Source organism: Flavobacterium sp. YO12, assembly GCF_004119495.1.
Taxonomy (GTDB): domain Bacteria; phylum Bacteroidota; class Bacteroidia; order Flavobacteriales; family Flavobacteriaceae; genus Flavobacterium.
In genome coordinates this window covers 1-9,037 of record NZ_NRQU01000106.1, presented here as the reverse complement: position 1 = coordinate 9,037, position 9,037 = coordinate 1, and the positions used below count along the sequence as shown (strand labels likewise).

General features: G+C 32.7%; 9 protein-coding genes. 4 read left to right on the top strand and 5 right to left on the bottom strand.

Going from position 1 to position 9,037, the window contains the following annotated elements:
• Positions 1 to 70: 70 nt before the first annotated feature.
• From BOW55_RS20095 to gcvT, 4 genes are all read right to left on the bottom strand, one after another.
• Complete coding sequence (locus BOW55_RS20095; RefSeq protein ID WP_129026186.1) at positions 71 to 517, bottom strand: hypothetical protein; 447 nt, start codon at positions 515 to 517, stop codon at positions 71 to 73.
• Between the two features lie 171 nt (positions 518 to 688).
• On the bottom strand, positions 689 to 1,402 hold the full coding sequence (locus tag BOW55_RS20090) for a YebC/PmpR family DNA-binding transcriptional regulator (RefSeq protein WP_026729302.1): 714 nt from the start codon (positions 1,400 to 1,402) through the stop codon (positions 689 to 691).
• Positions 1,403 to 1,596: 194 nt separating this feature from the next.
• Entirely contained in the window at positions 1,597 to 3,627 is a 2,031-nt protein-coding gene (locus BOW55_RS20085; protein ID WP_129026184.1) for a S41 family peptidase, read from the bottom strand.
• Between the two features lie 219 nt (positions 3,628 to 3,846).
• Positions 3,847 to 4,929 carry a glycine cleavage system aminomethyltransferase GcvT gene (gene gcvT / locus BOW55_RS20080; protein WP_129026182.1) on the bottom strand — a complete coding sequence of 361 codons (1,083 nt, stop codon included), beginning with the start codon at positions 4,927 to 4,929 and terminating at the stop codon, positions 3,847 to 3,849.
• A gap of 344 nt (positions 4,930 to 5,273) precedes the next feature.
• Here gcvT and BOW55_RS20075 point away from each other — a divergent pair, with 344 nt between their 5' ends.
• The 3 genes from BOW55_RS20075 to BOW55_RS20065 all read left to right on the top strand — a co-directional run bounded on the left by BOW55_RS20075 (position 5,274) and on the right by BOW55_RS20065 (position 7,479).
• Positions 5,274 to 6,119, top strand: coding sequence for an NAD(P)H-hydrate dehydratase (locus tag BOW55_RS20075; RefSeq protein WP_129026180.1), 846 nt, complete (start codon positions 5,274 to 5,276; stop codon positions 6,117 to 6,119).
• Between the two features lie 204 nt (positions 6,120 to 6,323).
• Positions 6,324 to 7,106, top strand: a complete 783-nt coding sequence (locus BOW55_RS20070; RefSeq protein WP_129026178.1) for a HipA family kinase — start codon at positions 6,324 to 6,326, stop codon at positions 7,104 to 7,106.
• Entirely contained in the window at positions 7,096 to 7,479 is a 384-nt protein-coding gene (locus tag BOW55_RS20065; RefSeq protein WP_129026175.1) for a DUF3037 domain-containing protein, read from the top strand. Before BOW55_RS20070 ends, BOW55_RS20065 begins: the two co-directional genes overlap by 11 nt.
• A gap of 219 nt (positions 7,480 to 7,698) precedes the next feature.
• Here BOW55_RS20065 and BOW55_RS20060 read toward each other — a convergent pair whose 3' ends face one another.
• A complete protein-coding gene (locus BOW55_RS20060; protein ID WP_129026173.1) occupies positions 7,699 to 8,247 on the bottom strand; it encodes a HutD family protein in 549 nt (182 codons plus the stop codon).
• A 352-nt stretch (positions 8,248 to 8,599) separates the two neighbouring features.
• On the opposite strand from BOW55_RS20060, the gene BOW55_RS20055 reads away from it, so the two are divergent.
• Positions 8,600 to 9,037 (top strand): hypothetical protein (locus BOW55_RS20055; RefSeq protein WP_164975081.1); only part of this gene is annotated, 438 nt, incomplete at its 3' end.

The following is a 9,037-nucleotide window of genomic DNA, read 5'->3' as shown; positions in this document are numbered from 1 at the left end:
ATCGGTTTGTTAGTGTTTGTTTAATAATTTATTTAGTTATCAGAATTCAAAATATAATGGTTTTGTTCGATTATTGATTTCTTTTAAAAATTAAATAAATTATTGAAAATAAAGCAAATAAAAAGAAAAAGGGTTCTAGAAAATATTTGAAGTCTAAACCTAAAAAACTGGTAGGTTTCTGATAAAACAAATTGGTAGATGTGTATTTAGAGTGATAGACCATTAGTCGATGATCTTTAAAACGATATGAAAATGTAGAAATGTTGATGTTCATTGTTAATGAGGCCTTTTTATTATTAGAGACTAAAAAACCATGATAGACAAAATTAGAAGATGTATTTCGACCTACACCAGTAGCCGGACCAGATTCTGTGATTATTAATGTATCTTTTACAAAGCCATCTTTGCAAAATGCGATCGTATATCCAGTTTTGAGAACTGAAAAATTATGAATTATTTCTTCAATCAACATTAGTGATGCAAATACTATTATTATATAGGCAAGAGCTTTTTTCATTGTATTATTAATGAATAAATGATTTGTTAGTATAGCTGTCTATCGTCTTGTTTTGTTTTTTTTTCAAACGTATGCATTAATTTTGTTTTTGGTTTACGTGTTTTCGTATTAATAAAAAAAAACTCCAGATTTCTCTGGAGTTCAAGTTTTGTATTGTAAAAAAAGAAAAGATTATTCCTCTTTCATAGTATGATAAACGTTCATAACGTCATCATCTTCTTCAATTTTTTCGATTAATTTTTCAACATCAGCGATTTGAGCTTCTGTTAATTCTTTAGTGATTTGCGGAATACGCTCAAAGCCTGATGATAAAATTTCAAGACCTCTGTTTTCTAATTCTTTTTGCAAAGCACCAAAACTTCCAAAAGGAGCATAGATTAAGATTCCATCTTCATCTTCAAAAACTTCTTCGGCACCGAAATCAATTAATTCAAGCTCTAATTCTTCAGCATCAAGACCGTTGTTTGCAATTCTAAAGTTACAAGTATGGTCAAACATAAACTCAACAGAACCTTGAGTTCCCATAGTTCCGTTGCATTTGTTAAAATAACTGCGAATATTAGCAACCGTTCTGTTATTGTTATCAGATGCAGTTTCAATCAAGATTGCAATTCCGTGAGGCGCATATCCTTCAAATAAAATTTCTTTATAGTTGGCAGTATCTTTATTACTTGCATTTTTTATCGCGCGCTCCACATTGTCTTTCGGCATGTTTGCGGCTTTTGCATTTTGTATAACAGCTCTTAATCTAGAATTGGCATCAGGGTTTGGACCACCTTCTTTAACTGCCATAACGATATCTTTACCAATTCTGGTAAATGTTTTAGCCATTGCTGACCAACGTTTCATTTTTCTTCCTTTTCTAAATTCGAACGCTCTTCCCATTTCTAATTTTTAGTTTTTGTGATGCAAAAATACGGTTATTCCTTAATTTTTCCAAAATCAAAATTTAAGTTTTTTTCGATTTGTTTTGAGGTTAAACCTAAAGTTTCAGGTTTTAAGTTTCAAGTTGGTACAATATTGCGTAAAACTTAGTGCACTTTACTACGGTAAAAACTGAAACCTGAAACAAAGAAAAATTATTTTGACGAATTAAAGTCATTTATAATATTAACCGCTTCATTTAAGTATGGGTTTATTTTTAAATGATCTATTTGGTATTGATTTATTGTTTTGTCATTAGGATATGCACTCAATAAATACTGATTTACTGTGGAGTTGTAAACGTCCAGCGGATTATTTTCGTCATTAAAAGTATTGATTTCTTTCCACAAAGAATTTACTATTTTTTTTTGATTAAAGACAGCGTCGATCGTCATTGGCACTTCGGCTTTTGGAGTGTTTACTAATTGATCTATTTTTAGATTGATCTTTTTAATATCATTAAAATAAAAATTATCTGCCAGCCTTGTCTTGCTGTTTTTGGCTAGTTTATCGATTAAAGCTCGTTTTACATACGGGCGGTATTTTAGCGTTGAGGTAATGCTGTCATTTTTAATAGCAGTTGGAAAGTCACTTTCTTTTTGATAAACATCTTCATAAAACTCAGGAAGAACCACATCGGGCGTAACACCTATGTATTGATGGCTTTTTCCTGTTACTCGGTAAAATTTATTAATCGTAATTTTTAGAAAATCAGTATTCTTTGTTTCGTCAAGCGAAAGGATTGTCTGCATAGTTGCTTTACCAAGAGTACTGCTGCCTAATAAAAGAGCGCGATTATAATCTTGCATAATAGACGAGAAAAATTCACTTGCCGATGCTGTATTACTATTAACAAGTATTACAATTGGGCCTTTGTAAATTACACCTTTAAAAGGATCATTTATAATAGATTTTTCTTTAGTATGATCGATAACAATCGAAAGCGGACCATAATCAACAAACATTCCTGCCAGTTTTATGGCTTCTTCCATAGAACCGCCGCCATTATCTATTAAATCTATAACAAGACCTTTGATATTGTCTCTTTCTAATTTTATAATTTCTCTGGCTACATCATCGGCACAGCCTTTGCGACTGTTTCCATCTAGATCAGCATAGAAACTTGGAATTTTGATGTATCCAATTTTACTGTCTTTACCAATTATAAAACTGAAAACCGAATTTTCTTCGTCTTTCATTACTTGCTTTTCGATGTAAACTTCAAAACTTTTACCAGAGTTTCTTTTAAGAGTTATGGTTAAGCTTTTGTTCGCCTCAGATAAAATCATAGTCGAAATAGATTCTAGTGAAGCGCAAGAAACCTGAAGTGTTTCTTTTTGATTAGAAACCGAAACGATTTGGTCGCCTTTTTTTATCTGACCAGTTTGATAGGCAGGACCATTTGGGTCAAGTTCTTGTACAATAATTTCATTTTTTTCATTAAGATTTACCGTCATTCCTAATGATAAATGCTCTTTTGATAACGACGCAACAAAGCTCGATTTAGAGTCATCACTAAAATAGGCTGTATGCGGATCAAAATAAGTGCAGAAAAAATTATAAAGATTCTCGTTTTGATTTGTTTTGGTTTCCAGCAGCGTATTAATACGGCAGATTTCATTTGATAAAATCAATTTTCTAGATTTTGCTTCTATAGATTTAAAATTGGTTTTAATAGAATCTAAATTATCACTTGTCTCTGCCATATCATCAAGAATTTGGTAGCGTATTTTTTTTCGCCATACCTTTTCTAAGTCTTCATTTTTCAAATAAAATGGAAATGATTTTTTGTAAAATCTAATCGTATCTTTTTTGCTGTAATCAAAAGGTGCGGCTTGAATTTTTTCAAGAATATTTTTTGTTCTTTCTAATCCGGAAATGTATTTTGATGTAATGTCAGCCAAAAAGTTGCAGTCGTTTTCTAGAATTAAATTATCTAAGTTTAAACGATATTTTGCTGCCATTTCATCGTATTCACTTTTGAAGAAAATGTTTCGAGAAGGATCTAATTCATTAATTAAATTATCGAAAACAAAAACCGATAAACTGTCATCGACTGGTTTTGGGCGTAGATGTTCTGCTTGGATTGTTGCATTTATTTTGTTTAGTATTTCGCAGGTGTTGTCACTATTTTGACTAAATAGAACGTTGGCAGTTAACATCAATACTAATACTATTTTTTTCATAAATCGAAAATCTTCGTTTAGACTAAAATTACGTTTATTTTTTCATAAAAATTACGTTTTTTCTAAAAAATCTTACATTCGGATAAATGTTTTTAACAGCCGTAAATGCATTTGAAAATAACGCAGATTAAATCACTTTTTCTTGTAAATACTTTAATTTTTGGCCAAAAAAAATGCATTACAATTTGTAATGCATTTTCTAACTATTTTAGGAAAATATTATTTCTTGTAAAAAGGCAGTTTTACCACTTTTGCAGGAACATCATTTTTTCTAATTCTAATAAAAACATCACTGTCAACAGCGCTGTTTGCAACAGTAACATATCCTAAACCAATACCTTTGTTCATAGACGGAGACATTGTTCCAGAAGTTACAATACCAATTACTTCGCCTTGAGCATCAATAATTTCGTAATCGTGTCTTGGTACCGCACGTTCCTGCATTTCAAAAGCTACTAATTTTTTTGTAACGCCAGCTTCTTTTTGTTTTTTTAAACTTTCAGAATTGGTAAAATCTTTAGTAAACTTAGTAATCCATCCTAAACCAGCTTCAAGAGGAGAAGTTGTATCGTTAATATCGTTTCCGTACAAACAGAATCCCATTTCTAAACGTAAAGTGTCACGAGCAGCAAGACCAATTGGTTTGATTCCGTAAGCTGCACCAGCTTCAAAAACCTTGTTCCAGATTGCTTCAGCATCTGCATTTTTGCAATAAATTTCAAATCCGCCAGAACCAGTATATCCAGTAGCAGAAATAATTACATCGTTAAAACCTGCAAAATCACCAACTTCAAAGTGGTAATAAGGAATTGCAGCTAAATCTAATGACGATAAAGGCTGCATTGCCTCAACCGCTTTAGGTCCTTGAATAGCTAATAAAGAATAATCATCAGAAAGATTTTTCATTTCAACACCTAAATCATTGTGAGATGAAATCCAGTTCCAGTCTTTTTCAATATTCGAAGCATTTACAACAAGTAAATACTCTTCTTCTTTCATTTTATATACAATCAAATCATCTACAATTCCGCCTTCATTATTTGGCAGGCAAGAATATTGCGCTCTTCCAATTGTCAAAGTCGAAGCATCGTTTGAAGTTACTTTCTGAATCAAAGACAAAGCATTTGGACCAGTAAGTAAAAATTCACCCATATGCGAAACGTCAAAAACACCTACACTGTTTCGAACAGTTTCATGTTCAGCATTTACACCTTCGTATGTAATAGGCATATTGTAACCCGCAAAAGGCAGCATTTTTGCTCCCAAACTCTCATGTATGTGCGTAAGCGCAGTATTTTTCATTGTGTTGTTTTATAAAATTGAATCGCAAATTTATTTAAAAAATATCAAATTTGAACGGTATAAATTATAAATTTCGCAATGATTAGGAGCTATTTCCTGCTATCCGCTATATCTTTTACTTTTTAAAGAAAAAAATAAAAGGATGCCGCTTCTATCAGGGCTAGGGCTGACCGTTTAAAAGAAACATTCGTGCATTCGATTTTTTATGTAACTTTAATCGAGAAATATAAAAGAATTCTTTATACAAAGTTTTCATAATCAGCTATGTTTGTTCAAACAAGTGAAACGCCTTTATTCGCAAAGAAAAGCTATGATTCTGTGTGTTTAAAATAAAAAAGCATCAAATGAAATCTCCGTATTTAATCACAAAAGAAGAAGTTTTAAGAGTCTACAAAACCGTAAATCCTCATACACACAAAGGACTTCAAGGCCATGCCGTTATTATTGCGGGAAGTTATGGAAAAATGGGAGCGGCCGTTCTGGCCTCAAAATCCTGTTTAAAATCAGGATGCGGACTCGTAACGACTTTTATCCCAAAATGCGGTTATCAGATTCTTCAAATCTCAATTCCCGAAGTAATGACCGTTACAGATGAAAACACAAATTTCATTACTAACATTCATTTGCCGTTAATTCCGCAGGCAGTTGGCATTGGACCAGGAATAGGGAAGGAGCTGGGAATGCAAAAAGCCTTATTTGAATTTTTAAGAGTAAACAAAGCGCCTTTAGTTATTGATGCGGACGCATTGAATATTTTAGCCGAAAACCTGTCTTGGCTGGAATTAGTTCCAGAAGATACCATCCTAACACCTCATCCAAAAGAATTAGAACGTTTGATTGGAAAGTGGAACTCAGAAGCCGAGAAATTTCAAAAAACGACTGCTTTTTCAGAAAAATACAAAGTTATTGTGGTCATGAAAGGAGCGCCAACCTACATCATCAACAGAGCTTCAGTGTACGAAAACACGAGCGGAAACGCAGCGCTGGCAACTGCAGGAAGCGGCGATGTCTTAACAGGAATTCTAACAAGTCTTCTTGCACAAGGCTACGAACCCAAATATGCGGCAAAACTTGGCGTTTACCTGCACGGATTAACAGCCGATTTAGCTTTGCCAAAAACGGGCTATGAGTCTTTTACAGCTTCTACAATTATTAAATATCTTGGAAAAGCGTTTTTGAGTTTAGCTTAACCGCAAAGAGCGCAAAGGTTTACGTAAGGTTCGCAAAGTTTTTGTAGATATAGCTTTGCGAACTTTGCGATTTTGTAAAATCCTTATTAAATAAAATCTTAGCGTGCTTTGCGGTTAAATAAAAAATCAAAAATCGTAAGTTTGTAATGTCAAAGATTAGAAATTTAGCAACTCAGTACCTTAGCATCTTTGAATCTTTAAAAAATGAAAAACAACTTCGATCTTAGAACGGTAAATGTTACTCGTTATATTACAGCTTTGCGTGAAGGCGGATCTTTACCCGCTTTGGCAGAAGCCGATGACGATTTTAAATACGTCTTAAAATTTAAAGGAGCCGGACACGGTGTAAAAGCACTTATAGCCGAATTAGTAGGCGGACAAATTGCAAAAGCTTTAAAATTGCAGCTGCCAGAATTGGTTTTTGCTAACCTTGATGAAGCTTTTGGAAGAACCGAAGGCGATGAAGAAATTCAAGATTTACTGCAAGGAAGTCAAGGATTAAACCTTGCACTTCATTTTTTATCAGGTGCTATTACTTTTGATCCTGTTGTAACCACTGTCGATGCCAAATTGGCTTCGCAAATTGTGTGGCTGGATGCTTATATTACAAACGTCGACAGAACTTTTAAAAACACCAATATGCTGATTTGGCATAAAGAACTATGGCTCATAGATCATGGTGCGTGTTTGTATTTTCATCATTCTTGGAACAATTGGGAACAACATGCCAAAAGTCCTTTTGCATTGATAAAAGATCACGTTTTACTGCCGCAGGCTTCACTTTTAAAAGAAGTTGATGCCGAGTTTAAAGCGCTTTTAACAACAGAAATTTTAGAAGATATTGTAAATACAATTCCGCTAGAATGGCTGCAATGGGAAGATACCGATGAAACGCCCGAAGGTTTAAGAAATGTGTATTTACAGTTTTTAAAAACCAGATTAGAAAATTCAGAAACCTTTGTAAATCAGGCTCAAAATGCAAGATAGTCACTTATATGAATATGCCGTGATTCGAGTTGTACCAAGGGTAGAGCGCGAAGAATTTCTGAATATCGGAATTATTTTGTTTTGTAAAAAAGCCAAATTTATAAAAGTTCTTTTTCATCTCAATAAAGAAAAAATACAAGCACTTTCTGATGATTTCGATATCGAACAATTAGAATGCAATTTAACCTCATTAGAAAAAATCACAAACGGAGCCAAAGATGGCGGACCAATTGCCGAATTTGATATTCCGGAGCGTTTTCGCTGGTTAACCGCAATTAGAAGTTCAGCGATCCAGACGTCAAGACCACATCCAGGTTTGTGTCAGGATTTGGAGAAAACGATTCAGCGTTTGTTTGAAGAGTTAGTTCTTTAAGGAAGGTTCAAAGGCACAGAGGTTCAGAGTTGCAAAGGTTTTATTTAATGCATTTATCCCCAATCTTGTCATTTCGAGGTACGAGAAATCGCACTAGAAATTCCGCAAAGAAGGTTAACTTTATCGATTTACGAGTGTGATTTCTCCTTCGTCGAAATGACAAACTGTGCGGGAACTTTATCAAAAAAATAGTGCCTTTGTTCCTTCGCGGCAAAAGAATTAAAAATCTAATAATCCAAAAAGACATTCAGTAGAAAAATCAAGTATTACATTTTCCTTTTCTTGATTTTCAATCACCAGTAAATCATATGGTTCTAGAGAATATGACTTTTCATTAATCGCAATAACGGTTGTCTGTAAAGAAAATAAAAGCAGTATTTGAGCATTACAATTCTGATTGCGATTTGTTATTGCCAGTTTATGATGGGATATATTTTCAGAAACCATCCAATTAAAATCAATCCCTTTTGTATAAGAAGTTACTTCGTCATCCGAATTAAATTCCATGATTTCATATTTCTTATACGTTTTTTTTTCTTTGTTTATCTCAATATCTAGATTGTTATCAAGCATGACCAAGTATCGGTAGTAGCCTTTAAATTTAGTAAATTCTGAAGGCGATTCCTCTATTGTAGCACTGCTTATTCTGAATATAAAATCTCTATCGGCATAATTTGCTGATTTAGGATATATCATGTATTCATAGGTCAATCCGCCGCTCCAAACAGAGGCTTTACTATCTTTTTTAGACAAAAGGCGTATATTCATTTTTTATTATTTCACGGGATTAGTTTAAGTTCTTGACTTAAAAAAAGGTTCAAAGTTACAAAGAGGCAATGATTTTTGTATAGGTAGACAGCAGTTCGTTTAAGATATAATTTAAAAATCTCACAAGATGCCAAGTCCGGAAGATATATTGGTAAAGAAAACTTAGATATTTTGTCTCTTTATTTCCCGCTAACTTTTTTTTAATCTTTAAATAGTTGTTTAATCAGTTGTTTTATAATTTCTGCTTTTTTTTAAGAAAATGCTTATTATTGTTTTAATATTTTTTTAAGTTTGCCATAAATTATAATAGCCCAATTAATTAAAACATTTCACTTTTAAAACCTACCAAAATATGAAATTAAATTTTTTTTCATTGTTATCATTAACTATCATTTTACTTAATTTATCTGCGTGCTCATCAGAAGATTCTCCAAAATCAGATCAATCGGAAACAATTGATCCGGCAACACAAAATTTGGTTTCTATTACGTTTCCTACTAGTAGTAATATGGCGTATATGACTGACAAGCAAGAATTCAAATATGATGATAAAAGGCGTATTAACTTAATAGGAAATTATTATGCTATAACGTATGTCAATGATGACTTGATTGAAACCAAAAATTTAGGAGATAATGTGTCTAATTCTAACATTGAAAATAAGACATCTATTATATTAAAAAATAAAAACATTTCATTGGTTATTAGTAATACTGTTTTTAAGAGAACAACTGGAGAAGTTTATAGTATCGAAAGAGATTCAACGGTGTATACTTATGATAATGAATAT